The organism is Desulfomicrobium macestii (genome assembly GCF_014873765.1).
In the GTDB taxonomy this organism is placed as follows: Bacteria; Desulfobacterota; Desulfovibrionia; order Desulfovibrionales; family Desulfomicrobiaceae; genus Desulfomicrobium; species Desulfomicrobium macestii.
This window is the reverse complement of the sequence record NZ_JADBGG010000005.1, coordinates 137,003-159,195: the sequence shown is the minus strand read 5'-3', so window position 1 is coordinate 159,195 and position 22,193 is coordinate 137,003. Positions and strand designations below refer to the sequence as shown.

Annotated in this window: 18 protein-coding genes; 6 read left to right on the top strand and 12 right to left on the bottom strand. The window is 62.2% G+C overall.

What is annotated here, in order from left to right:
• Positions 1-52 precede the first annotated feature (52 nt).
• From H4684_RS05205 to H4684_RS05195, 3 genes are all read right to left on the bottom strand, one after another.
• Positions 53-1,483: a phospholipase D-like domain-containing protein gene (locus tag H4684_RS05205; RefSeq protein ID WP_092190273.1), complete on the bottom strand. Its 1,431-nt coding sequence runs from the start codon at positions 1,481-1,483 to the stop codon at positions 53-55.
• 42 nt (positions 1,484-1,525) lie between these two features.
• Positions 1,526-3,064: a PAS domain-containing protein gene (locus tag H4684_RS05200; protein ID WP_192623062.1), complete on the bottom strand. Its 1,539-nt coding sequence runs from the start codon at positions 3,062-3,064 to the stop codon at positions 1,526-1,528.
• Between the two features lie 170 nt (positions 3,065-3,234).
• A complete protein-coding gene (locus tag H4684_RS05195; protein ID WP_192623061.1) occupies positions 3,235-3,747 on the bottom strand; it encodes a lipocalin family protein in 513 nt (170 codons plus the stop codon).
• 264 nt (positions 3,748-4,011) lie between these two features.
• On the opposite strand from H4684_RS05195, the gene H4684_RS05190 reads away from it, so the two are divergent.
• From H4684_RS05190 to H4684_RS05175, 4 genes are read left to right on the top strand one after another with little or no spacing between them, the layout of a single operon-like run.
• The gene (locus tag H4684_RS05190) at positions 4,012-5,136 is read left to right on the top strand and encodes an efflux RND transporter periplasmic adaptor subunit (protein WP_192623060.1); all 1,125 of its coding nucleotides are present in this window, start codon (positions 4,012-4,014) and stop codon (positions 5,134-5,136) included.
• Between the two features lie 40 nt (positions 5,137-5,176).
• On the top strand, positions 5,177-8,290 hold the full coding sequence (locus H4684_RS05185; protein ID WP_192623059.1) for an efflux RND transporter permease subunit: 3,114 nt from the start codon (positions 5,177-5,179) through the stop codon (positions 8,288-8,290).
• Positions 8,290-8,907, top strand: coding sequence for a methyltransferase family protein (locus tag H4684_RS05180; protein ID WP_192623058.1), 618 nt, complete (start codon positions 8,290-8,292; stop codon positions 8,905-8,907). The genes H4684_RS05185 and H4684_RS05180 overlap by 1 nt, the downstream gene beginning before the upstream one ends.
• Entirely contained in the window at positions 8,904-9,938 is a 1,035-nt protein-coding gene (locus H4684_RS05175; RefSeq protein ID WP_192623057.1) for a glycosyltransferase, read from the top strand. The genes H4684_RS05180 and H4684_RS05175 overlap by 4 nt, the downstream gene beginning before the upstream one ends.
• On the opposite strand, the gene H4684_RS05170 is transcribed toward H4684_RS05175, so the two are convergent.
• From H4684_RS05170 to H4684_RS05155, 4 genes are all read right to left on the bottom strand, one after another.
• Complete coding sequence (locus H4684_RS05170) at positions 9,883-11,007, bottom strand: (Fe-S)-binding protein (protein WP_192623056.1); 1,125 nt, start codon at positions 11,005-11,007, stop codon at positions 9,883-9,885. The genes H4684_RS05175 and H4684_RS05170 overlap by 56 nt on opposite strands.
• A gap of 4 nt (positions 11,008-11,011) precedes the next feature.
• The gene (locus H4684_RS05165; RefSeq protein ID WP_092190289.1) at positions 11,012-11,605 is read right to left on the bottom strand and encodes a MarC family protein; all 594 of its coding nucleotides are present in this window, start codon (positions 11,603-11,605) and stop codon (positions 11,012-11,014) included.
• A 121-nt stretch (positions 11,606-11,726) separates the two neighbouring features.
• Positions 11,727-12,623 carry a DMT family transporter gene (locus H4684_RS05160; protein WP_192623055.1) on the bottom strand — a complete coding sequence of 299 codons (897 nt, stop codon included), beginning with the start codon at positions 12,621-12,623 and terminating at the stop codon, positions 11,727-11,729.
• A gap of 7 nt (positions 12,624-12,630) precedes the next feature.
• Positions 12,631-13,767, bottom strand: a complete 1,137-nt coding sequence (locus H4684_RS05155) for an MFS transporter (protein ID WP_192623054.1) — start codon at positions 13,765-13,767, stop codon at positions 12,631-12,633.
• Between the two features lie 239 nt (positions 13,768-14,006).
• Here H4684_RS05155 and H4684_RS05150 point away from each other — a divergent pair, with 239 nt between their 5' ends.
• A complete protein-coding gene (locus H4684_RS05150; RefSeq protein WP_192623053.1) occupies positions 14,007-14,360 on the top strand; it encodes a GrlR family regulatory protein in 354 nt (117 codons plus the stop codon).
• Positions 14,361-14,383: 23 nt separating this feature from the next.
• Here H4684_RS05150 and H4684_RS05145 read toward each other — a convergent pair whose 3' ends face one another.
• The 5 genes from H4684_RS05145 to H4684_RS05125 form a co-directional block, all read right to left on the bottom strand.
• Positions 14,384-15,652 carry an amidohydrolase family protein gene (locus tag H4684_RS05145; RefSeq protein WP_192623052.1) on the bottom strand — a complete coding sequence of 423 codons (1,269 nt, stop codon included), beginning with the start codon at positions 15,650-15,652 and terminating at the stop codon, positions 14,384-14,386.
• A gap of 126 nt (positions 15,653-15,778) precedes the next feature.
• The gene (locus H4684_RS05140) at positions 15,779-16,720 is read right to left on the bottom strand and encodes an ABC transporter permease (protein ID WP_192623051.1); all 942 of its coding nucleotides are present in this window, start codon (positions 16,718-16,720) and stop codon (positions 15,779-15,781) included.
• A gap of 1 nt (position 16,721) precedes the next feature.
• Positions 16,722-17,771, bottom strand: coding sequence for an ABC transporter permease (locus tag H4684_RS05135; RefSeq protein ID WP_092190307.1), 1,050 nt, complete (start codon positions 17,769-17,771; stop codon positions 16,722-16,724).
• Positions 17,768-19,297, bottom strand: a complete 1,530-nt coding sequence (locus H4684_RS05130) for an ABC transporter ATP-binding protein (RefSeq protein ID WP_192623050.1) — start codon at positions 19,295-19,297, stop codon at positions 17,768-17,770. The genes H4684_RS05135 and H4684_RS05130 overlap by 4 nt, the downstream gene beginning before the upstream one ends.
• 44 nt (positions 19,298-19,341) lie before the next feature.
• Positions 19,342-20,325, bottom strand: coding sequence for a BMP family protein (locus H4684_RS05125; RefSeq protein ID WP_192623049.1), 984 nt, complete (start codon positions 20,323-20,325; stop codon positions 19,342-19,344).
• 715 nt (positions 20,326-21,040) lie between these two features.
• Here H4684_RS05125 and H4684_RS05120 point away from each other — a divergent pair.
• Entirely contained in the window at positions 21,041-22,096 is a 1,056-nt protein-coding gene (locus tag H4684_RS05120) for a TRAP transporter substrate-binding protein (protein WP_192623048.1), read from the top strand.
• Positions 22,097-22,193 lie beyond the last annotated feature (97 nt).

Here is a 22,193-nt window from a genome sequence, read left to right as displayed (position 1 = left end):
AGCCCCGGAAGGTCCTTGCCGGGAGCGGTTTGTCCGCCCCATGCGGACCTGACTAGAGGTACGGTGAGAAAAGCCAGAAAAAAGCGTCCCGCAGGCGCACGGGCAGGGAGCGTCCATTGAGTTCCTGGCGGGTCACCGGACGGCTCTTGGCCATGATGGTGTCGAAATGCCGCGTCAACTGTATGGCCAGGTGCTGGTCCAGGACTTCCAGGGTCAGTTCGAAATTGAGCCGCAGGCTGCGGCTGTCCAGATTGGCCGAGCCAAGGTGCACATAGCAGCCGTCCACGAGCATGAGCTTGGTGTGATTGAAGGGCGCGGGCTGGAAGGCGATGCTGATTCCGGCGCGCAGCAGTTCGTCGAGGATGTGTCTGCAAGCCCAGTGCACAAAGGGGATGTTGTTGCGGCCCGGCAGCAGGATCTCGACCGTGACCCCACGGTAGCGGGCCGACATCAGGGCGCTCAGGAACGTGCGCGGGGGAAGGAAGTAGGGGGTCATGATCCTGATGCTCGTCGTCGCGGCGGAGATGATTCCGGTCAGCAGCGTCTTCAGGTGGTCTTCACCGAGGTTGGGTCCGTCGACAACGGTGCGGCACAGGCAGTCACCCGTCGGTTCCGTGAAGAGAACGGGTGGGTGGATGCGTTCCTTGGTTGCGAAAAACCAGTCATCGACAAAGGAGTCCTGCAAAAGGTTCGCGACTGGGCCGTGTACGATGAAATGCAGATCCTTGACCGGCCAGGGCGGTTTTGCTTCAAGCACATGCTTCTGGGTTATGTTCATGCCGCCCGTGAAGCCAAGGCAGCCGTCGACGACCAGGATCTTGCGGTGATTGCGCAGATTGAAGTGCAGGTCGGGCGGGAAGAGGCGGGGCGGGATGAAGAGGGCGTTTGGCACGCCTTTCTTCGCGAGCATCCGGGAGGCCCGGGGCCATGAGTACTTCTCGCCCACCCCGTCGATGAGCACCCGCACGTCCACTCCACGTTGTACGGCCCGGGCCAGGGCGTCGATGAATTTGAGGCCGAGGTTGTCGGTGTCGAGAATGTAGGTGGTCAGATAGATGCTGTGCCTGGCGTCTTCCATGGCCCGCAGCATGACGGGATAGGCCTCGTCTCCGTTGAACAGGGGCTCGACGCAGTTGCCCCCGACCAGTTCCGTGCCGAGGATGTTGTGCCCGACGCGTTCCAGGCGCTGGAACGCGTGGTGCAAAACCGTGGGATTGATGGCCGCGCTCGGATACGAAGGGACGCTCGGCGGAACGTTGGCGGACAGGGCGTCGACTTCCTTCCGCATGCGCGACGCGCTGCGCCGGACTCGGTTCACGCCGAAGAGGATGTACAGAATGGGGCCGGCCAGAGGAAAAGTCAGACAGACGCCAACCCAGCCCAGGGCCGAGCGGGAATCGCTTTTGCGCAGCAGGGCGTGCCCGGCCGCGCCCAGGGCCAGGGCGGCCAGGAGCAGCAGGCCGAGCCAGTTCAGGACGTGCATGCCTCGCTCACCAGGTTCGGCAGGGTGGAGAAGCCGCGTGCGTCATTCATGTGCATCCTTTTTTCTGTCCGGGAGAGCTTGCCTGCTGCATTCCAGCGGGTCTCCCAGGCAGGAATTGAAGATGTCGAGGATTGCCTTGTCCAGATAGGATTCCTCCTTGTAGGTCAGGAAGGCGGAGTTGAAGGCCTTGGTCACGGCCGTGATCTTGCGGTAGGCAAGGTCGAGCCCCTCGCAATAGGCGTGCAGGGAAGAGGCGGCGGCTGTCCATGTCGCCCTGGTGTTTTCGGGCAGGGCCTTGGCGGTTTCGTCCAGGCTCTCGATCTCTTCCCGGATGCCGTCCTTGGCGTTGACGATGTGCATGAGGTGTGTGTTCAGATAGTGGCACATGCCCCCGGCGGCGTTTCTGAGCACCCGGTTGCTCTGGTCTTCCATGGCCTGGGTGATGTTGTGCGCGATGCCCTCGTAATAGAGCAGGTATCCGGATTCATCGGTCTTGGCCCGGGCCGTGATGGCCACCTCGATGGATCTTCCGTCCTTGAGGCGGAAGCGGATGTGCTTGTCCGTGACAAAACCCTCTTCGTTGATCTGGGCCAGCAGGTCGGCACGTTCGGACAGATTCTCGTAAAAATCCTTGAGGTTGGCACTAAGCGCCTCCTCGCGGTTGGAAAAGCCCAGCATCTGGATGCCGGCCTCGTTGATGTCGATGAAGGTGCCGTCCGGAGTCACGGAGTAGGCCATGTCCTTGGTGCTCTGAAAGAAGTCGCGATATTTTTCCTCGCTGCGGGTCAGGGCGTCGAGGGCTTCCTTTTGCTCGGTGATGTCGCGGATGACGTGATCGAGGCGGCGGATGGACCTGGTGGTGCAGTAGACCAGATGCCCTTCGTCGTGCACCCATTTGATGCGTCCGTTGCTGCTGATGATACGGTACTGCATTTCCCCGAACTCGTCGTCCACCAAGGACCGGTAGTACTTGCTCACCGCCTCCCGGTCCTCGGGATGGACGAAATGCATGAGCTGCATTTCCCCGGCGTTGAAGGCGCGTCTGGGGATGCCGTAGAGGGCTTCGGCGGCGGGGTTGATGGCCAGGATGGAATGATCCGTGGGAGAGATGGACACGACCACGTCGTTCAGGGCGTGCAGGATGCTTTCCAGCCTGTCCTTGACGCGCTGAAGCTCGATGCGGGTCTTGCGGCGTTCGGTGATGTCCGTGATGGCGGCCAGAATGGCCGGTGCGCCTCCGCAATCGACCACGGTCAGCTTCATCTCCACGATGGCGTCTTCGCCGGGCCGTGAGATGGAAAACTCGATCCGGTCCGAGAGGTCGGAGGTGTAGAGCTTGTCGACGCAGTGCCGGATGACGCGATTCTGGTCTTCGGGAATGACAAAGTCGGCAAATGGCTTGCCCAGAAGCCCTTCCAGATTGGATCCGACGATTTCGCAAAACGCTCCGTTGGTGAAGACTATGTTGCCTTCACGCAGGATGAGCACACCGTCGTTGATGTGTCTGACAATGCCCTGGTAGTCGATGCTGTCCAGGCAGACATTCAGCAAATTCGCTTCTTCGAAACAAGATCCGTTCATGCCCCGTGCTCCTGATTCCCGACGGGTTCATCATTTTCGGTTGCCGTCGTTCCCCTCTCAATACGCATTTTGCCCCGAGCAGGGCCAGCAATTTTTTACCAACCCCCGGTTTGCGGGGATTTGCAGGCCTTGTCCTCAAACTCCCGCAAACGGGACGCGGAAAATGCGGATCAATCGTGTTCGACAAAGATCAGGGCGCTCGTGTCGAAGCCGCGTGCGGCGGCCTTGGCCACGAGTTCGCGTCTTAGCGCTTCATCCAGGCGCTTTTCCCTGGCCAGTATCCAGAGATAGGATGTGTCCGGCCCGCTGACCACGGCATGACGGTAGCCTTCGTGATCAAGTTCAAAGATCACGTAGGCGCCGTAGAATGGTCCGAAAAAGGAGACCTTGAGGAATCCCGTTTGCGGGTCTTCAACGAAAAACGCCTTCCCTTCGGCTTGCTCCCATTTTCCTGTCTTGGCGTTGTAGCCGCGATTGACAACCCGAACCCCGCCATCCTCACGCAGGCTGTATTCGGCGCTCACGCGGCTCAGACCCCGCTCGAAGGAGTGATCGAGGCGCGCGATCTCATACCAAGTGCCAAGGTAACGCTCCAGCTGGAAATTTCCGACGGGGCGCACTGTGTCCGGCACGCCTACGCATCCGCCAAGCAGCAGGGCGAGAATCGCGACGAGTGTTTTCATGGTTCCTCCGGGAGTCGTATTTATATCGAGATGGCGAAAATCCTTTTGCCGACGTTGAGAACTTCCCCCGGCATTGGGGAGATGTCAATTGTGGCGGGGATTTTGGATACGCATTAGTTCGTATTTTTTTAAAACGAAATGCGTTCAACCTGTACGAAGATTGCGATGCTGAGTGGGTGGGTTCTTTACGATGAGTGGGATTGAATGTAAGTGCCCAAATTGGCCGCACTGGGCGGATCGCATCAACTCAAGCCCCGGAATGTCATGATCAAAAAAATACTCATCGCCATCTTGCTTGTGGCCGTCGTGGCCGGTGTCCTTGTCGGAATCAAGGCCATGCAGATCAGGGCAATGATCGCCCAGGGAGAATCCTTCTCCATGCCCCCGGCCGTGGTTTCCACGGTGAACTCCACTTCCGCCAGTTGGGATACGGTTTTTACCGCCGTGGGTTCCGTCACCGCCGTGCAAGGCGTGACCATGACCGCCGAGACTCCGGGCAAGGTCGTGCGCATCGATTTCGAGTCCGGGGACCGGGTCGAGGCCGGGGATGTGCTCGTACAGCTCGATATTTCCGAGGAGGCGGCCCGGCTGCGGGCTCTGGAGGCCACGGAAAACTTGGCCCGCCTCAACCTGCGGCGCATCGAGTCCCTGGTGGCCCAGCGCTCCACGGCCAAGTCCGAATATGACGCGGCCCTGGCCGAACACCGTCAGATTCTGGCCCAGATGGATGCGCTCAGGGCCGTCATCGCCAAAAAGACCATCCGCGCGCCTTTTCAGGGCGTCCTTGGTATCCGTGAGGTCAACCTGGGGCAGAATCTTGGGGATTCGGACGTCATTGTCAGCTTGCAGCGCCTGGACCGGGTGCATGTCGAATTCGCCCTGCCGCAGCAGCAGGTCGGCGCGGTTCTGCCCGGGGCCACGGTGCGCGTGACCAGCGACGCCCTTCCGGGGCAAACAATCGAAGGGCGGCTCTCGGCCGTGGAACCTCTGGCCGACACTGCCACGCGCACGGTGCGCATGCAGGCCGAACTGGCCAATTCCGGGGAGATCCTGCGGCCGGGCATGTTCGTCAATGTGGACGTGGTCCTGCCTGAGAAACGGGAACTGGTCCTGATTCCGGCCACGGCGGTGCTCTATGCCGCGTACAGCGATTCGGTTTTCATCGTTGAGCAAGCGCAGGGGAACGGAACGGAAGGCCTTGTGCTCAGGCAGCAGTTTGTGACCCTGGGCGAGCGGCGTGGAGATTTCGTGGCCGTGGCCAGGGGACTTGCGCCGGGTCAAAGCGTGGTCAGCACCGGCGTCTTCAAGTACCGCAACGGGCAGTCCGTGGTCGTGGACAACTCCCTGGCCCCGGAATTCAACATCTCTCCCACGCCGGAAAATTCCTGATGCGGGCCGCCGGGAAAGAGCTCCGATACGGAACTACTTCATGAAATTTACAGATATCTTTATCCACCGTCCGGTCCTGGCCATCGTCGTCAGCCTGCTCATCGTCATCGCCGGACTCCAGGCCGCTTTCACCCTCACTGTGCGACAATACCCGCGTAGCGAAAACGCCATGGTCTCGGTCAGCACGACCTATGTCGGGGCCAGCGCCGAACTCGTGCGCGGGTTCATCACCACGCCTTTGGAGCGGGCCATCGCAGCGGCCGACGGCATTGACTACATCCAGTCCGAGAGCACGCAAAATCTCTCGACCATCAATGTGCGCCTCAAGCTCAACTACGATCCCATCAAGGCGCTGTCCGAGATCAGCTCCAAGGTCGACCAGGTCCGGGGCGACCTGCCGCCCGAGGCCGAGGTGCCCATCATCAACGTGGAGTCGGCCGACAGCCAGTTCGCCTCGGCCTACCTGAGCTTCACATCGCCTGATCTGGATCAGAACCAGATCACAGATTATCTCATGCGCGTGGTCCAGCCGCGTCTCTCGGCCCTGGAAGGGGTGCAGCGGGCCGACATCCTGGGCGCGCGTACATTCGCCATGCGCATCTGGCTCAAGCCCGACCGCATGGCCGCCCTGAACGTCAGCCCCGCCGCCGTGCGCCAGGCCCTGGCTGCGGGCAACTACCTTGCGGCCCTGGGGCAGACCAAGGGTCAGCTTATCCAGATCAACCTGACCGCCGATACGGACCTGCGCTCCGCCGAGGAGTTCCGCCGGTTGGCCATCCGTTCGCAGAACGGTGCGGTGGTTCGTCTTGGCGATATCGCCGACGTGGTCCTGGGCGCCGAGGACTACGGGGCCGAGGTTCGCTTCACCGGGCAGACGGCCGTATTCATCGGCGTCTGGCCGTTGCCCAACGCCAATTCCATAGAAGTGCTGGAGCTGGTGCAGGCCGAGATGAAGGATATCCAGAAATCCCTGCCCACGGGCATGGAGGGCCGGGTCGGGTACGACGCCACCGAGTACATCAACAACGCCCTGAAAGAGGTGCGCACCACGCTGGTGGAAACTTTGGCCATCGTCGTGGTCATCATTTTCCTTTTTCTGGGGTCGGTGCGGTCCGTGCTCATTCCCATCGTGGCCATCCCCATCTCTCTCATCGGGGGCGTGTTTCTCATGCAGGTCTTCGGATTTACGGTCAACCTATTGACTTTGCTTGCTTTTGTTCTCTCCGTGGGCGTCCTGGTGGACGACGTCATCGTCATCGTCGAGAATGTCTCAAGGCACCTGAGCGAGGGCAAGACGCCCCTTGAAGCGTCTCTGATCGGCGCACGCGAGCTGGTGCGGCCCATCATCGCCATGAATGTGGTGCTCATCGCCGTCTACGCGCCCATCGGCTTGCAGGGCGGGCTGACGGGTTCGCTCTTCCGGGAGTTCGCCTTCACGCTGGCCGGCACCGTGGCCATGTCCGGGGTGGTGGCCTTGACGCTCTCGCCGTTCATGGCCTCGCGCATCCTCGTCGCGGGCATAGAGGAGCGGGGGCTGTCCGGGCGCATCTATCGCGATTTCAACCGGCTCAAGAATTTCTACGGTCGCCTCCTGGCCGGGACGCTCAACTCCCGGCCGGCGGTGTATCTGGTCTGGGTCCTGATCGCCGTGCTGACCGTGCCCATGTTCATGATGTCGTCCAAGGAGTTAGCTCCCTCCGAGGACCAGGGCGTCATCTTCGGCATCCTCGATGCCTCGGCCGACGCATCCCTCGATCAGACCAGGCAGTTCGCGGCGGCGGCCAACGATGTATTCATGAGCACGCCCGAGGCCGAGTTCACGTTTCAGATTACCTTTCCTTCCAGTGGATTCGGCGGTTTGGTGGTCAAGCCGTGGGAACAGCGCGAGCGGACCGTCGCGCAGATCCTGCCCGAGGTGCAGGCCGGTCTGGCCGCCATTCCGGGCATCCGGATGTTCCCGGTCACCCCGGCGGCCTTGCCGGGCGGCGGCGATTTTCCCGTGGAGTTCATCATCGCGTCCACGGCCGACCCGGAGCAGATCCTGGCCTTTGCAGAACAGGTTCAGTTCAAGGCCATGCAGAGCGGCATGTTCGCCTTTCCGCCGCTCATCGACGTGAAGATCGACAAGCCCCAGGCCGAGCTGATCATCGATCGCGACAAGGTCGCCGCCATGGGACTGAGCCTCGCATCCGTGGGCGGTGACGTGTCGGCCATGCTCGGCGGGGCCTATGTCAACCGCTTCAATATCGACGGGCGCAGTTACAAGGTCATCCCCCAGGTCCAGCGCGTGGATCGCCTGAACCCCGAGCAGCTGAAAAATATTCATGTGACCGGACCAAATGGCGAGCTCGTGCCCTTGTCCTCGGTGGCGACCATCAAGAACACCACCGTGGCCCGTTCCCTGAACCGCTTTCAGCAGCTCAACGCCGTGAAGATCAGCGGTGTGGCGGTGCGTCCCCTGGACGAGGCCCTGCGCTTTCTGGAGGACGAGGCGGTGAAGATCCTGCCCCAGGGATACGTTCTCGACTACACGGGTGACTCGCGCCAGCTGCGCACCGAGGGCAACACCTTTCTCTTCTCCTTCGGCCTGGCCGTGGTGCTCATCTTCCTGACGCTCGCGGCGCAGTTCAACAGCTTTCGCGATCCCTTCATCATCCTGGCCGGGTCCGTGCCCCTGGGCATGTTCGGAGCGCTCATCTTCACCTTCCTGAAGATGCCCGACCCCAACGTCGCCTTCTGGACCGAGGGTTGGACCACTACCCTGAACATCTACTCCCAGGTCGGGCTGGTCACGCTGGTCGGGCTGGTGGCCAAGAACGGCATTCTCATCGTGGAGTTCGCCAACCAGCTCCAGCTCGGCGGCATGCCCAAGCTGCAGGCCGTGCACGAGGCATCCATGACCCGCTTGCGGCCCATCCTCATGACCGCCGGTTCGACCATCGCCGGATTCTTTCCGCTGGTGCTCATCTCCGGCGCCGGGGCCGCGGCCCGCAACTCCATAGGGCTTGTCCTGGTGGGCGGCATGACCACCGGCACGCTCTTCACGCTCTTCGTCATCCCGTCCATCTACGTGCTGGTGGCCAGGGACCACTCCGCGGACAGGAAGAACGACGAGGTTTCGCTGCATCTTCAGGAAGAGGGGCAGGCGGGGTGATGCCCCTTGTCCTCCTCGCCCTGGGCTGGGTAGTGTGGGGGGGCCTGCACAGCCTGCTCATCAGCCCGTCCTGGATGCGGCTGGTCTCGAACCGCTTTCCCCGGCTTTGTCCATGGTACCGGCTGGGCTATAACGTCCTGGCGGTCCTGAGCATCCTTCCGCTGCTGTACTTCAAGGAGGCGCTGGCCGGTGACGCGTTCCTCGGGTGGGGCGGCGTCCTGGCCCTGCCGCGTTTTTTGCTGCTGGGCGCGGCCCTGTGGCTGTTCTGGGCCGGGGCCCGGGAATACGATCTTGGCGTGGTCGGCGGTCTGGCGCAGCTGCGGTCGAGCTGCTCCTTTGCCGGCAGCCCGTACGCCGAGGAGCTTCGTACCACGGGCATCCTGAGGCGGGTGCGCCACCCGTGGTACGGGGGAGCGCTTCTTTTGCTCTGGACACGCACGGGAACCTTCGATGCGGCGGAGCTGGTCACGAGTCTGGTTTTGACCGGATACGTGCTCGTCGGCGCCTGGCTTGAGGAGCGCAAGCTCCTCCATGTTCACGGCCAGGCCTACCGGGACTACCAGCGCGGAACGCCCATGTTCTTTCCCTGGCCGCGTCGCGGGGATGGCAAGCGATGAAGCGTGTCTGGTGGCACCTTTCGGACTACATCAGCCATCGCAGGGCCGGCGAGGCCTACAGGAGATGCCTGGTCCTGGCCGGATTTGAGGTCGTGGAGCGGCCCGAGGAGGCGGATCTGGCCGTGCTGCACGATGACCCGATGAATTGGTCCGATATCCTGGAGCGATACCCTGCCGCCCGCGCGAAGCCCAAAGTCGGATTTGCGGTCTGGGAAGGGCTTGCGTTGCCTGATGTCTATCGTGCGGGATTTGCATTGGTGGACGAGATCTGGACGGCGTCGGCGTTTTCCGCAGAGGCGCTCGGCCAGGGTCATGTCCAGGTGAAGGTGCTGCCGCATGTGGTCGAGCTTGCGACGTTTGCGCCCGAGGACCTGGAGTGGGCGCGCACACGCTTGGGCGTGCAGTCCAGGGGACGTTATTTTTTCAGCATTGTCGATGCGATCAACCCGCGCAAGAACCTCGATGCGTTGTTGCGGGTCTTTGCTCGATTGGCGCATTCCAATCCGGATGTAGTCCTTGTTCTCAAGCAGTATCGGATGAGCGTATCTTTCGGCGGGGGGGCGCAGATTGTGAGCATAGGGGAGAGCGTGAGCGATGCCCGCATGGCCGCCCTGCACTCGGGGGCCCTGGCCTATGTCGCCCCGCATCGGGGCGAGGCCTGGGGGCTGGGGCTCAGCGAAGCCATGAGCCACGGGGTGCCGGTCCTGGCCACGGGCTGGTCCGGGAACATGGAGTTCATGGACCAGCGCAACTCCGTGCCCTTGCGTTTCGAATTGGAGCCGGTGGGGGAGCGCATGTCGAGGATGCTGCCCCATTTTCGGCCCGAGATGCTATGGGCTCGGGTCGACGAGGAGCATCTGCTGCGGGAGATGCTGCGCCTGGTGCGCCGCGGCCCTGACCCGGGCATGTGTAAACGGGCCCGCGCCGTGGCCGAGAGGTTTTCGCCGCGTCGCGTGTCCCGGATTCTGACCGGACTTATCCGCGAGTTCGAAGAGAAGGCCGGTTCCGGGGCGACCAGAATTTCCATTTGAAGAGTAGCCGGTGCAGATAACTGCCAAGGCCCTTGGGTCTGGCGAGTGTTCCCCGCAACGCCGCCTGCGGGAAAAAAATCAGATCCAGCAGATGGATGGCGCGTGTGCTTTGCGCGAGGGTCTGGACACACCCCGCGCATGAGGTCAGCACAATCCGTCCTTGCGCGCGTGTCTTTATGTCCCCGGTCCAATTTTCCGCGTAATCCGCCCGTAACGCGCTGACGGCGCCCCCGGCCCCGCAACATGGCGCCAGGGATCCATCCTGTCTTGTCTTCTCTACATCCAGCCCCGATTCGCGGGCTAATCCCAGAAGGTCGTCCTGCACCTTTTTTTCAAATCTCAAGGGGCACGGCGTGTGCACAATGGCCGTGCCGTGCAGCCGGGGCAGGCCGATGGGGGGATTTTCGGCCAGCGACTCGAACACGCTGCGCACGGCAAGCCCGTCTCCGTACTGGTCGAATATCTTGAAGCAGTTGGGGCAGGCCGTGAGCACCGTGCGCACCCCGCGCGCCAGGAGGTTCGCGCGCAATGCGCCAAAACGTTTCTCGAAGAATTTTTGCCGGCCAAGGTCGTGCGAAGGCTTGAAGCAGCAGCCCAGAACCAGGCCCAGGGCAGGGTCGCTCGCGCGCAGGTGCCTGTACAGGGCAAGGGCGGTGTCCGGGTGGGCGCCGGGAAAGGCGCAGCCGGGGAAAAGGACGGTGTGGCCCCCGTCCGGCAATCTGAAAAGACGGAACAGGGCGGAGGCTCCCACCGCTTCATAGTTCAGTATTGAACGGTATGGAGTCAGGCTGCCCCGCCCTCCCTTCAGCGCGGCCCGGCGCATGGCCAGGAAAAAGTCGGGCAGGGGCAGGCCCAGGGGGCAGACGGCTTGGCACAGCCCGCACAGGCTGCATTCATAGGCGCGGGCCAGGCCGATGCCGCTTGCGAGCAGACGCTCGGCAAGCTCTCCGGGCGTGCCGTGCTCCTTGAGGAACGCGCAGCGGATCTGGCAGGCCAGACACCGCGTGCATTTTGAGGAAATGTTCCGGGCCAGCGTGAGCAGTTCTGGAGTCAGCTTCGGGATATTCATGGACCTACTGAAGGAAGTTTCTGATCCCCGTGAAGACAATCTGCGCGGCCATGGCCGAGAGGACCAGCCCCGTGATCTTGGTCATGACGGACAGGCCCACGGAGCCAAGCAGCTTTTTCAGGGGCCTGGCCGAACGCAGCAACACTCCCACGGCCAGGCAGGAACAGACCAGCGCCCCTGCGCCCACGGCCTGTTCCGCGGCACCGCCCAACTCCGCACCGAGGATGAGCAGGGTACCGATGGTTGCCGGGCCCACGGTGATGGGGATGGCCAGGGGCACCACGGCGAAATCCACGTCGGGAGCCGCCTCCTGGGCGGAACGCTTGCCCGAGACAAGAGACACGGCCGAGAGGAAGAGCAGGCTCCCCGCGCCGATGCGGAATCCGTCCAGGGTGATGCCCAGGGTCGAGAATATGGGGTTGCCCGCGAAGTAGAGGATGAGGCTGATGACCATGACGGCCATGGTGGTGCGGATGGCCACCTTGCGCTGCTCGGCCTTGGTCATGTGCTCGGTCATGGACAGGAACACGGTTAGGACGAAAAAGGGGGTGAGCAGGAAAAAGAGTTTCATGCTCAAACTGATGAAAAGGGTGATCATGGCTGTATCCATCTGCGCCGCGAGGCGCGGTTGTTCGTTTGGTTCCCGGCCGGATGCCGGGACGAGCCGTCTTTAGAACCGGTGTCGAGGAAAGGCAATACCGGGAGAGACCCTAGAATCTTTATCCGCGCGTGGCCAGCAGAATGCCGCCGAGGATGCAGCCGGCGCTGGCCAGATGGATAAGGCCCATGGGTTCGCCAAGCAGCACAAAGGCCGAGACTCCGCTGAAAAGCGGCAGGGTATAGTAGATGAGCCCGGCCAGGGACGGGCCGATGGAGGTCACGGCGCTGTTCCACATGGCGTAGGCGGCCAGCGACGCGCCGAGGCCAACGTAGAGGATGGCGCCTGCCGCGCCGAGGGTGACCGACGGGAGTCCATGAGTGAAGATCTCCCATCCTGCCCAGGGGATCAGGAAAATGATGCCCGTGCCGAAAAGCGTCAGCAGAAACACGGACTGGCTCAGGCCGCCCGGGAAACGGCGCACCAGAATGCTGTAGGCTGCAAAGATCACGGCGGCCAGGCTCATCCACAGATCCCCGATGGAAAATTCCAGGCTGGTCAGGCGCTTTGGGTCGCCACCGGTAATGAGCAACACGACCCCTGCCAGCGCAACGGTCAGGCCGGTCATTTTTCGGACGGTCAGGCTTTCGCGCAGAAAGATGCGGGCCAGGAGAATGATGAACACCGGTGTGGAGGTGGCGATGAGCGAAAGATTCAGGGCCGAGGTGGTGTGGGCCGCCTTGTAGAGCAGGGCATTGAAGGTCGTGACGCCGAGGAGCGCCATGGGAATCATGGCCGGCATGCTCTGCTTGATGGCCGCGCGCTGTGACCATGCCGCGCGGCAGGCGAACGGCAGCAGGCCCAGAAAGGCCGTGCTCCAGCGCAAAAAGGAGAGGGTGGCGGGCTCGACGCTCTGGTTCAGGCTGCGGGCCACGATGAAGTTGCCGGACCAGATGACGGTCGCGCCGAGGGCGAAGAGGATTCCCTGCAGGGAGTTCGGGGGTGTTTGGTTTTTCATGCCGGGCTCACCCCTTCTCCGTGCGGATGCACTGCACGAAGGCCAGGGAAACGAGGCTCAGTACCGCGCCGCCCACGAAGGGGATGCGGTAGTCCACCATCCAGAGCAGGCCTCCGGCGATGGGGATGACGACGGCCACGATGTGGTTGATGGTGAAGCCCACGGCCATGCTCGGCGCGATGTCGCGCGGGTCGGCGATTTTCTGGAAGAAGGAGCGGATGGCCATGGCGAAATTGTAGAAGATGTGATCGAGGATGTAGAGGACGGCCACCATGAGTTTGCTGTCGGTGAAGGCGTAGCCGAGGAAGACGAAGAACAGGCTGGCGTACTCCAGGGTCAGCACCCTGCGCTCCCCGAAGCGGTTCACGGCGCGGCCGATCATGGGGCTCAGGAAGTAGTTCACGGCGTTGTTGAGCATGAAAAGCATGGCCACTTCCGAGACTGTGTATCCGAACTTCTTGACCATCAGGAACACGGCGAAGGCCACGAAGATCTGCCGCCTGGCCCCGGACAGGAAGGTCAGGACGTAGAAGAGCCAGTAGCGCGAGCGCAGGACCATGTTTTTGCGCTGCAGCGGGAGATCCTTGCGAGTGGGATTGACGAGCAGGAAGAACGCGGCGCCCCCCATGATGAAGATGCCCAGGGTCACGTACAGGGTCTGGTAGGTGACATGATTCACGACCAGCAGGAAGATGAGCCCGATGACGATGTTCGCGGCCGATCCCACGGCGCGCAGTCTGCCCATGACCACGGGACTCTGGGTGATGTCGAAGTACTGCAGGGTCAGGGACTGGTTCAGGGTTTCATAGTAGTGGAAGCCGAAGGACATGACCAGGGTGGCCACGACCAGACCGGTGTAGGTGGGCATGAGGCCGGTCATGATCACGCCCAGGCCCATGACCATGAGCGAGAGCGCCGCCAGGCGATGCTCGCGCACGAAGAGCAGCAGGTAGATCACGAGCAGGGCCAGGAAGCCCGGTACCTCGCGCAGGCCCTGGATGACGCCCATCTGCTGGCCGGTCACCTGCGCGATTTCCACGGCGTAGTTGTTGAAAAGCGTGCGCCAGCCCTGGAAGCCGAGGGCGCTCAGAACGGCAAGCCCGATGAGGAAGAGATACATGGGCCGGTTTTGCGGGGTGTTCATGGGCGTATGTCCCGATGCGCCGTCAGGCGTGGATGGTTGTTCATTGCCGTGAAGATGACCGGACGCCGCGTCTCATGGGGCCGGGCGCATGGTCGAGGGAACGGCATGAGACGGTTGGCGGCGGGTGTCAAGTTCGGGATCGGGTGAATTTCTCGCCGGTTTGCTTTTGCGGCAACCATGCGGCACAATGCAAGGTCCTGCCGGCCGGCATATGCCTGCCGGAAAAACAAGGGAGGTTTATGATGCAGGATGGGATGTACTGGCTGCGCCTTGAGGCATACGACAAGTCCGAAGAAGGCGTGGCGGTCGTCAGGCAGGGATTCGTGAACGGCGGCGGGCCGGGTTATGTCTGGCAGGGGCGGTTGACAGTGCTGGATGGGGCCGTGCGCGGGAATCTGGTCGTGCGCAAATGGAATCCACAGGCTCCGCCGGATCTGGGCATGTTCAAGGCGGGCAATCTGGCCATTGATGGTCGCCATGATGCATCGTCCCGCTCTTTCGAGCTGGAAGGGCACGCGCATGGGCACCATGTGGTACATCTGCGCATCAGCGGGCAGTGGCTCGAAGAATTGACGGATGAAGGGCCTCGGTGAAGGACGCCAAGGCCATCCCCCTTTTATGTGAAGTCCACCAGTTCTTCGCCCTTGCCCAGGTCCACGCTCGCCACCACTTCCGGGGTCCGGCTTATGACCTTGCCCCGGCGAATGACCCACAGCCGCGCCGGACGCAGGCGCAGCGCTTCGAGTTCGCTTGCCGCCTGCAGGATGACCATGTCCGCCTTGCAGCCGGGCTCAAGTCCGTAACCGTTCAGCCCCAGAACCTTGGCCCCGTTCGTGGTCACCGCCGCGAACATCTTTTCAAGCCCTTCCGTTCCGGTCATGTGCAGGGCGTGCGCCCCCATGTGCGCCACTTCGAGCATGTCGTGGGTGCCCATGGGATACCACGGATCCATGACGTCGTCGTGGCCGAAGGCCACGTTGATGCCCATGGCCATCAGCTCCGGCACGCGCATGAGCCCCCGCCTCTTGGGATACGTGTCGTGTCGGCCCTGCAGATTCATGTTCACCAGCGGGTTGCACACGCAGTGCATCCGCGCTTCGGCCATGAGCGGCATCAGCTTCGACACGTAATAATTGTCCATGGAATGCATGCTCGTCAGATGCGATCCCGTGACCCGGCCGTGCAGTCCCAGCCGTTGGGTCTCATGGGCCAGGCTCTCCACATGCCTTGAGAGCGGATCGTCGGACTCGTCGCAGTGCATGTCCACCATGAGCCCCCGTTTTGCGGCCAGCTCGCACAGCACCCGTACCGACTCCCGCCCCTGGTCCATGGTCCGCTCGAAATGCGGGATGCCGCCCACGACATCCACGCCCTTGTCCAGCGCCCGTTCCAGCAGTTCCAACCCGTTCGGCGAACGAAGCACTCCGTCCTGAGGAAAGGCCACCAGCTGGATGTCCACGAAATCCTTCATCTCTTCGCGTACTTCCAAAAGCACGTCCACGGCCATGAGGCTCGGGTCCGTGGTGTCCACATGCGTGCGGATGGCCAGGTTTCCCTTGGCCACGGACCAATGCAGCAGCTTCATGGCCCGGTCCTTGATCGCCTCGGCCGTGAGATCGGGCTTGAGCTCGCCCCAGATGCGGATGCCTTCCAGCAGCGTGCCGGTCTCGTTCCTGCGCGGCAGCCCCGCGGACAGGGTCGCGTCCATGTGAAAATGGCTGTCCACGAAAGGCGCGGTGACTAGATATCCCTTGGCGTCAATGGTCTCGGCAGCCTCGGCCTTGATGCTCGGTTCGACGGCAACAATCCGGCCGTCCTTGCAGCCGATCTCGGTCAGCGAATCCTGACCGGGCAGGGCGGCGTTGATGATAAGCAGATCCAGCATTGTAATCACCTCGTATTAAGAGTGCCTCCGGCGGGCAGGGGATGATCCCCTGCACCCCATAATCGGGTCAAGGGACGAGTCCCTTGCGGGATGTGGGGCGGCGCCCCGCGTCTCTTCTTCCCTCACCTATCTCTCACCTTTGCGAAAGGGAACCAGCAAAGCCTTCGGGTAGGCGGCTTTGCGGGACATGACGATGAGGGCGAGGATGGAGCAGATGTAGGGCAGCATCAGGTAGAACTGGTAGGGGATGCCGGTCATGGATTGTTGTTGCACGCGCATCTGGATGGCGTCGAAGGCGGCGAAGAGGAGCGCGCCGAGGAGCGCCTTGCCGGGTTTCCAGGAGGAGAAGACGACCAGCGCGATGCAGATCCAGCCCCGGCCGTTGACCATGCCGATGTAGTAGGCGTCGAAGGCAGCCAGTGTCAGGAATGCGCCGCCCACGGCCATGAAGGCCGAGCCGACCATGACCGCGCCGGTGCGCAGGCCCAGGACCGAGAGGCCTTGCGCCTCGGCGGCCAGCGGGTGTTCGCCGACCATGCGCAGGGCCAGGCCGAGCGGTGTGCGCAGCAGCACGTAGGCCGTGACGCCGACCAGGACGAAGGCCAGGAGCGTCAGCGCGGTCTGGCTGAAGAGGACTGGGCCGATGAAGGGCAGGGCGGAGAGCACCGGGATGTCCAGCGGCGCGAAGGGGGTGATCTTGGGCGGGGTGGTGACCTGGGGCAGGAGCATGCGGAAGACGAAGGAGCTTAAGCTCGCGCCGAGCATGGTGATGCCGAGGCCGGTGACATGCTGGGAGAGGCCCAGATGCACAGTGAAGACCGCGTGCAGGAGGCCGAGGCATGCGCCGACCATGGCGGCGAAGAGCACGCCGCCCCAGAGGGTTCCGCCCAGGAAGACCCAGGTCCAGCCGGACATGCATCCGGCGGCCATGATGCCCTCGATGCCGAGGTTCAGGACTCCGGCCCGTTCACAGATGAGTTCGCCCATGGTGCCGAAGATGAGCGGGGTGGCCATGCGCACGGTGGCCAGCCAGAATCCGGTTTCGAGAAAAAGGGAGAGGATGTCCATGTTATTTCCAGCGGATGCGGTAGCGGGTCAGAAACATGGCCAGGAGCACCATGAGCAGGCTCACTGCCGTGGTCACGTCCGCGATGTAGTTGGAGATGGTGATGGCGCGGCTCATGGAATCGGCGCCGATGTAGATGACGGCGATGAAGATGGCCGAGAGCACCACTCCGAGGGGATGCAGGGCGGCCAGCATGGCCACGACGATGCCGGAGTAGCCGAATCCCGGGGACAGATCGAGGGTCAGGTAGCCCTTCACGCCGCACAGTTCGCTGACCCCGGCCATGGCGGCGAGTCCGCCGCTCAGGAGCGCGGTGCGGATGATGGTGGCCTGCACGGGCATACCCGCGAAGGTGCTGGCCTTGAGGCTTGCGCCGACCGCCCGGATTTCGAAGCCCCAGATGGTGAAGCGCATCATCCACCAGACCGCCAGGGCGCAGGCCAGGGCCAGGATGAATCCGAGGTGCAGGCTCGACTTGGGGATCAGGATGGGCAGCATGGCCTGGTCGATGACGGGGGCGGCCTGGGGCCAGCCCATGGCCATGGGGTCTTTCCAGGGGCCGAAAACCAGCCAGTTGACGACCAGCAGGACCACGAAATTGAGGAGCAGGGTGGTGACCACCTCGTCGGCCTTGAGGTGCGTCTTGAGCCAGGTCGGGATGAGCAGGAACAGGCCTCCGGCCAGGGCACCGGACAGGAAGAGAAAGGGGATCATGAGCCAGGCGGGCAGGGTGATTATCCCCGTTCCGAGCCAGGTGGCCATGCAGGCCCCGACATAGAACTGGCCTTCGCCGCCGATGTTCCAGAGCTTGGCCCTGAAGGCCACGGCCGCGGCAAGGCCGGTGAAGATGAGCGGGGTGGCGCGGGTCAGGGTCTCGGTCAGGGCGAAGGTTGAACCCATGGCCCCTTTGATGAGGAGCCGCCATGCGCTCAAGGGGTCCGCTCCGGCCCAGAGGATGAGTCCGGAGCAGAGCAGCATGGAACCGAGCACGGCCAGGAGCGGCGCGCCGACTTGCCAGCCGAGGGTTACTGATTCGCGGGGTTCGAATCTCATGCGAACCCCCTGTGGTCGAAGGTTTGGCCGCTCATCATGAGTCCGAGCTTGGCCCGGTCCACGGTGGCCGTGTTTTCCGGAGGGGAAAGACGGCCCTGGTACATGACCTGGATGCGGTCGGAGAGTTGGAAGAGTTCGTCCAGGTCCTCGGAAATGAGGACCACTCCGGCCCCGCGCCGGGCGGCGTCCAGAAGATGCTGGTGCACGGCGGCCGTGGCCCCGACATCAAGGCCCCAGGTCGGCTGGTTGGCCAGGATGAGGTGGGGCCCCTGCGACAGGACCCGGGCCAGGATGAGTTTTTGCATGTTTCCGCCGGAAAGTTTGCGCACCGGGGCGTCCTTGCCCGAGCAGCGAATGTCGAACACGTCCATGAGTTGCGCGGCCCGGGACGACAGGGCCTTGAAGTTGAGCATGCCGCGCCTGGAGAAACCGGGCAGGCGGTAGATCTCCGTGGACAGGTTTTCCATGACCGTCATGTCCGCCACCAGGCCCGTTCCGGTGCGGTCGTCCGGCACGCGGCCGACGCCGGCGCGGATCATGGTCGCCGGGCTTGGGCGGCTCACGGTCTGTCCGCGCAGTACCACGCTGCCCTCGGCCGGGGCGACAAGGCCGGACAAGAGGTCCGCCAGCAGCGCCTGACCGTTCCCGGAGACGCCCGCGATGCCGAGGACTTCGTGGGCCTTTACGGAAAGGCACAGATCGCACAGGCCCGGTCCCCGGTCCGGGGCGTCGGCGCGGACGCGATCCAGAAAAAGGACCTCCTCGCCGGGCGTGAGCTTCCCGCGTGTGGCCTTCGGGATGTTGGCTCCGACCATGGCCTTGGCCAGTTCCTCGGCGCAGGTCTGTCCGGTGGGAGCCTCAAGCACCACGCGACCATGACGCAGCACCACGCAGCGGTCGCTGGCGGCCATGACTTCGCGCAGCTTGTGGGTGATGAAGATGACGCTCAGCCCTTGCTCGACGAGGCCGCGCAGGGTGGCGAAGAGATGGTCGCTTTCCTGCGGGGTGAGCACGGCAGTGGGTTCGTCGAGGATGAGGATGCGTGCGTCCCGGTACATGACCTTCAGGATTTCGACCCGTTGCCGTTCGCCCACGGACAGGCCGCGTACCAAGGCGTGCGGATTTACGTGCAGTCTGAAGCGGTCCATGAGCGATCCCAGCTTGGCCAGGGCGCGCGCCGAGCCCCGGCGCAGCCCCCACAGGGATTCTGTGCCGAGCATGATGTTTTCGAGCACGGTCATGTTCCCGGCCAGGGTGAAGTGCTGGTGGACCATGCCCACGCCCGCTTCGAGCGCGGCCCGGGGCGAACCCGGGGGCAGGGGTTTGCCCTGCACCTCCACGCTGCCGGTGTCGGCCACGTAGTGTCCGAAGAGGATGGACATGAGGGTGGTCTTGCCTGCGCCGTTTTCTCCGAGCAGGGCCAGCATTTCGCCTTGGGCCAGGGTCAGGGAGATGTCGTCGTTGGCTTTGAGAGCACCGAAATTCTTGGTTATGCCGGAAAGTTTCAGCAAGGATGTGGTGGACATGATTGACCGGAAAAAGGGGCCGAACGGTTTCGGCCCCCTTGGGATCAGAAGGTGGATTTGGGTTCGTCGTCGTTGATTTCGATGACCAGGGTTCCGGCCTTGATGGCGGCTTCGGTCTCGGCGATCTTCGCCTTGACGCCGGCGGGGACCTTGTCCTCGAAGTCGTGGAGGGGCGCCAGGGAGGCTCCGCCCTTGGCCATCATGGTCCATTCCCGATAATCCTCGGCGGCGAAGGTTCCGGCCTTGACCCGCTCGATGGCGTGGTTCAGGGCCGCTTCCATGTGCCACAGGGCGGAGGTCACGACCACGCCCTGGCCGTTTTCTTCCTTGTTCATGTCATTGACGTTGCCGAAGGCGATGATGCCCTTTTCGCGGGCGGCATCGACCACTCCGGAGCGTTCGGCGTAGAGCACGTCCACGCCGGACTCGACCTGGGCGTAGGCAAATTCCTTGGCCTTTGGCGGATCGTACCAGGAGCCGATGAAGGAGACCTTGAACTGGACGGCCGGATTGACGGCCTTGGCACCGGCCATGAAGGCGTGAAAGAGGCGGTTCACTTCACCGATGGGGTAGCCGCCGACCATGCCGATCTTGCCCGATTTGCTCATGGAACCCGCGATCATGCCCATGAGGTAGCAGGGCTCGTGGATGTAGTTGTCGAAGACGGACAGATTTGCGCCGTCGGGACCGAAGGTGTCACCCATGAGATAGGCCACGTTCGGGTAATCCTTGGCCACCTTGCGCACGTCGCGGGAGATGCCGAAGGCCTCGCCGACGATGAGTTGCACGCCGGCTTCGGAGTATTCGCGCAGGACACGGATGTAGTCGGTATTGGAGACTTTTTCGCTCCAGACATATTCGATTTCACCGGCCGCTTCGGCGTTTAAAAGAGCCTTGTGCAGGGTCGCGTCCCATTTCTGCTGGATGGGCTGGGTGTAAATGCCCGCGACCTTGATTTTTTCGGCCATGGCCGTGGTGCCCATGAACAATGCCTGGCCGAGCACGGCCAGGAACAGGGTACGTTTCATTTGTGTCCTCGTGTTTCAAGATTGTGTGGAGAAGGGCCAGACCGGTATTAGCAGTATGCATGCCAGAGGATTCAGGCAGGCACGGTGCGCTTTGCGTTCGGTCCGCACCCGGTCCGCGAGAGGTGAAAGACCGGACTTTGTGTCATACGGCTGATGCCCAATGGCGCAACTTTTGTCCATGAAAAAAGGGTCTCCGCCGCTCGGAACCGATCGGTTTCGCAGGTACTCGTGGGCGGTACGGGTCAATTCCGAAAATTATTAATTACAAAAATGGATAATTTTTGGTCACAAGTGAAAATGTTGTGCGATTCCGAAAGGATTTTTTTCCAAAGGGCGGGGAGGGATGTTTTGGCGCTTGTTTTCGGCTCCTCTCGAACCAGTTTCGGGTGTCCCGAGTTGGTGCGCAAAGAGCGTGTATGACAATTTTATTCAATTTTGTAAAATAACATCTTGAAATGTGACTCAATTGGGCAAAAAATACGACATTTATTCTGGAAATACGAGTTTTTTGATAGATTAATAAGTCATTACTTATCGTAATCATGAGTTAAATTCAAAATTGAAAAGTATTGGCCGAGTTATTGCTTTTTTCAGGTTTGTCAGCAGGGACATGCGCTGACGCAAGCGTCATGAGAATGGAAAGCCATTCATGGAACGCCAAAAAAGCGATAATTTTTGGTTTTTATACAGAAACGGTCAACACGGAGCAGGACTCATGAAAAGAAGAGATTTCGTCAAAATGGCTGGCCTTGGAGCCACGGTCGCTGCGGCATCAACCGTGGTCAACGCGCCTTTTGTGCACGCGTCCAAAAAAACGCCTATCCGCTGGCGTCTTCAGACCTATGCCGGACCTGCCCTGGCCGAGCATGTCATCAAGCCGCAGATCGACGCATTCAACAAGATCGCAAGCGGCGACATGGTCATCGAACTCTATAACGCGGACCAGCTCGTGCCCACGCCTGAACTGTTCAGGGCCATGCAGCGCGGAACCATCGACGCCGTGCAGAGCGACGACGACTCCATCGCCGCGCCCGTCGATGTGGCCGTCTTCGCCGCCTACTTTCCCTTCGCCACGCGCTACTCCCTCGATGTGCCCACCCTTTTCAACCATTACGGATTGAACGAAATCTGGCAGGAGGCCTACAGCGAAGTCAAGGGCGTGACCTGGCTTGGCGCCGGCGCCTGGGACCCGTGCAACTTCGCCACCAAACAGCCCATCCGCTCCCTTGCCGACCTGAAGGGCAAGCGGGTCTTCACCTTTCCCACCGGCGGCAAGTTCATGCAGCGTTTCGGCGTGGTGCCCGTGACCCTGCCCTGGGAAGACGTCGAAGTGGCCCTGCAGACCGGAGAGCTGGACGGCATCGCCTGGTCGGGCATCACCGAGGACTACACGGTGGGCTGGGCCGATGTGACGAAATACTATCTGACCAATAACATAAACGGTGCCTGGGTCGGTTCCTATTTCGCCAATTCCGACAAGTGGGAACAGGTTCCCGAGCATCTGAAGACTCTCTTCAAGGTCACCATGGACAGCTCCAACTACTACCGTCAGCATTGGTACTGGTGGGGAGAGGCGCATTACCGCACCAAGGGCGGAAAGCTTGAGCTGACCACCATCCCCGAGGAGGAATGGGCCCAGGTCGAGGCGGAAGCCATCAAGTACTGGGACGAGATCGCGGCCACCAGCCCCCGCTGCGCCAAGGTTGTCCAGATCCTCAAGGATTACACCGAGACCATGAAAAAGGCGGGCAAGCCCTACCGTTACGCCTAACACCGCAAACAAGACAGCAGATCGGAAATGAACCTGCCCGGCTCCCGATGGAGCCGGGCCTTTCCCGCTCCCCGGATTCGGGGACCGATTCCCCCGG

Excerpts from the sequence above, each read along its gene's own strand:
- H4684_RS05205 (WP_092190273.1), bottom strand. The coding sequence starts at position 1,483 with ATGCACGTCCTGAACTGGCTCGGCCTGCTGCTCCTGGCCGCCCTGGCC.
- H4684_RS05150 (WP_192623053.1), top strand. The coding sequence starts at position 14,007 with ATGATGCAGGATGGGATGTACTGGCTGCGCCTTGAGGCATACGACAAG.
- H4684_RS05135 (WP_092190307.1), bottom strand. The coding sequence starts at position 17,771 with ATGAGATTCGAACCCCGCGAATCAGTAACCCTCGGCTGGCAAGTCGGC.
- H4684_RS05170 (WP_192623056.1), bottom strand. The coding sequence starts at position 11,007 with ATGAATATCCCGAAGCTGACTCCAGAACTGCTCACGCTGGCCCGGAAC.
- H4684_RS05175 (WP_192623057.1), top strand. The coding sequence starts at position 8,904 with ATGAAGCGTGTCTGGTGGCACCTTTCGGACTACATCAGCCATCGCAGG.
- H4684_RS05130 (WP_192623050.1), bottom strand. The coding sequence starts at position 19,297 with ATGTCCACCACATCCTTGCTGAAACTTTCCGGCATAACCAAGAATTTC.
- H4684_RS05200 (WP_192623062.1), bottom strand. The coding sequence starts at position 3,064 with ATGAACGGATCTTGTTTCGAAGAAGCGAATTTGCTGAATGTCTGCCTG.
- H4684_RS05125 (WP_192623049.1), bottom strand. The coding sequence starts at position 20,325 with ATGAAACGTACCCTGTTCCTGGCCGTGCTCGGCCAGGCATTGTTCATG.
- H4684_RS05120 (WP_192623048.1), top strand. The coding sequence starts at position 21,041 with ATGAAAAGAAGAGATTTCGTCAAAATGGCTGGCCTTGGAGCCACGGTC.
- H4684_RS05140 (WP_192623051.1), bottom strand. The coding sequence starts at position 16,720 with ATGGACATCCTCTCCCTTTTTCTCGAAACCGGATTCTGGCTGGCCACC.
- H4684_RS05165 (WP_092190289.1), bottom strand. The coding sequence starts at position 11,605 with ATGATCACCCTTTTCATCAGTTTGAGCATGAAACTCTTTTTCCTGCTC.
- H4684_RS05145 (WP_192623052.1), bottom strand. The coding sequence starts at position 15,652 with ATGCTGGATCTGCTTATCATCAACGCCGCCCTGCCCGGTCAGGATTCG.
- H4684_RS05185 (WP_192623059.1), top strand. The coding sequence starts at position 5,177 with ATGAAATTTACAGATATCTTTATCCACCGTCCGGTCCTGGCCATCGTC.
- H4684_RS05155 (WP_192623054.1), bottom strand. The coding sequence starts at position 13,767 with ATGAACACCCCGCAAAACCGGCCCATGTATCTCTTCCTCATCGGGCTT.
- H4684_RS05195 (WP_192623061.1), bottom strand. The coding sequence starts at position 3,747 with ATGAAAACACTCGTCGCGATTCTCGCCCTGCTGCTTGGCGGATGCGTA.
- H4684_RS05180 (WP_192623058.1), top strand. The coding sequence starts at position 8,290 with ATGCCCCTTGTCCTCCTCGCCCTGGGCTGGGTAGTGTGGGGGGGCCTG.
- H4684_RS05160 (WP_192623055.1), bottom strand. The coding sequence starts at position 12,623 with ATGAAAAACCAAACACCCCCGAACTCCCTGCAGGGAATCCTCTTCGCC.
- H4684_RS05190 (WP_192623060.1), top strand. The coding sequence starts at position 4,012 with ATGATCAAAAAAATACTCATCGCCATCTTGCTTGTGGCCGTCGTGGCC.